The sequence below is a fragment of the Streptomyces sp. E11-3 genome (genome assembly GCF_046540415.1).
Taxonomy (GTDB): domain Bacteria; phylum Actinomycetota; class Actinomycetes; order Streptomycetales; family Streptomycetaceae; genus Streptomyces.
The window spans coordinates 1-1347 of record NZ_JAZGRL010000181.1 but is presented as its reverse complement, the minus strand read 5'-3'; the positions used below and the strand labels follow the sequence as shown (position 1 = coordinate 1347).

1 protein-coding gene is annotated in these 1347 nt (G+C 74.2%); it reads right to left on the bottom strand.

Features of this window, described 5'->3' with window-relative positions; all coding sequences use genetic code 11:
- On the bottom strand, positions 1-1347 hold a 1347-nt coding region (locus U9R90_RS36260; protein WP_411061758.1), incomplete at both ends, for an HAD family hydrolase.

The following is a 1347-nucleotide window of genomic DNA, read 5'->3' as shown; positions in this document are numbered from 1 at the left end:
CACCGACACCGCCCGCCCGTCGACCCGCGCCGCCACCCCGCGCCCCGGCATCGAGGTGAAGTCGCGGGCCGCGCGCAGGGCGAGCCCGCGCTCCTCGGCCGCCCGGACGATCGCGCGGGCGAGCGGATGCTCGCTGCGGTGCTCGGCCGACGCGGCGAGTGTCAGCAACTCCGTTTCGGAGAAGCCCGGTTCGGGGTGGATCTCGGTGACGCGGGGTGTCCCCTCGGTCAGTGTTCCCGTCTTGTCGTATGCAACGGTGTCGGTCTGCCCGAGGCGTTCCATCACCACGGCCGACTTGATCAGCACCCCGTGCCGCCCGGCGTTGGCGATCGCCGAGAGCAGCGGCGGCATGGTGGCGAGCACCACCGCGCACGGCGACGCGACGATCATGAACGTCATGGCCCGCAGCAGCGCGCCGGAGAGCTCAGCGCCGACGGCGAGCGGCACCCCGAAGACCGCGAGGGTCGCCACCACCAGCCCGACCGCGTACCGCTGCTCGATCTTCTCAATGAACAGCTGGGTGGGCGCCTTGGTACGGGACGCCTCCTCGACCATGGCGACGATCCGCGCGATGACCGTGTCAGACGGGTCGCGCTCGACGCGCACCCGCAGCGCGCCGGTGCCGTTGAGAGTGCCCGCGAAGACCTGATCGTCGACGGAGCCTGCGGACCCGACGGAACGTGCGGACCCGACGGAGCCTGTGGACCCGACGGAGCCTGCGGGCCCCGCCGACCCGGCCGCCCCTGCGGCCCTCGCGGCCTTCGGCACCGGCAGCGGCTCGCCAGTGATCGTGGCCTGGTCGACCTCGCTCGCCCCGTCCACGACCCGCCCGTCGGCACCGATCCGCTCGCCGGGCCGGACCAGCACCTCGTCCCCAACGGCCAGTTGGGCCGTTTCCACGACCTCCTCGCCATGCGCGGTGACACGGGTCGCGGTCGCCGGGGCCAGGTCGAGCAGCCCGCGCACCGAGTCCTCCGTACGCGCGGTGGCCAGGGCCTCCAGCGCGCCCGACGTGGCGAAGATGACGATCAGCAGGCCGCCGTCCATGTACTGCCCGATCGCGGCCGCGCCGAGCGCCGCGACGATCATCAACAGGTCGACGTCCAGGGTCTTCTCGCGCAGGGCCCGCAGCCCTTCGAGCGCGGGCTCCCAGCCACCGGTGACGTACGCGATCGCGTAAAGCGGCCCCCAGAGCCAGCCGCTCGCACCCATGAGCTGGAGCGGCAGCGCGAGCAGGAACGCGGCGGTCGCGGCGGCGGCCCAGCGCGCCTCGGCGAGGGCGAGCACCCGGGTGCGGCGGACGGGCGTACGGCGGCCGGGCGGGGCCGGGGGTGCCGTGGTGGCGGT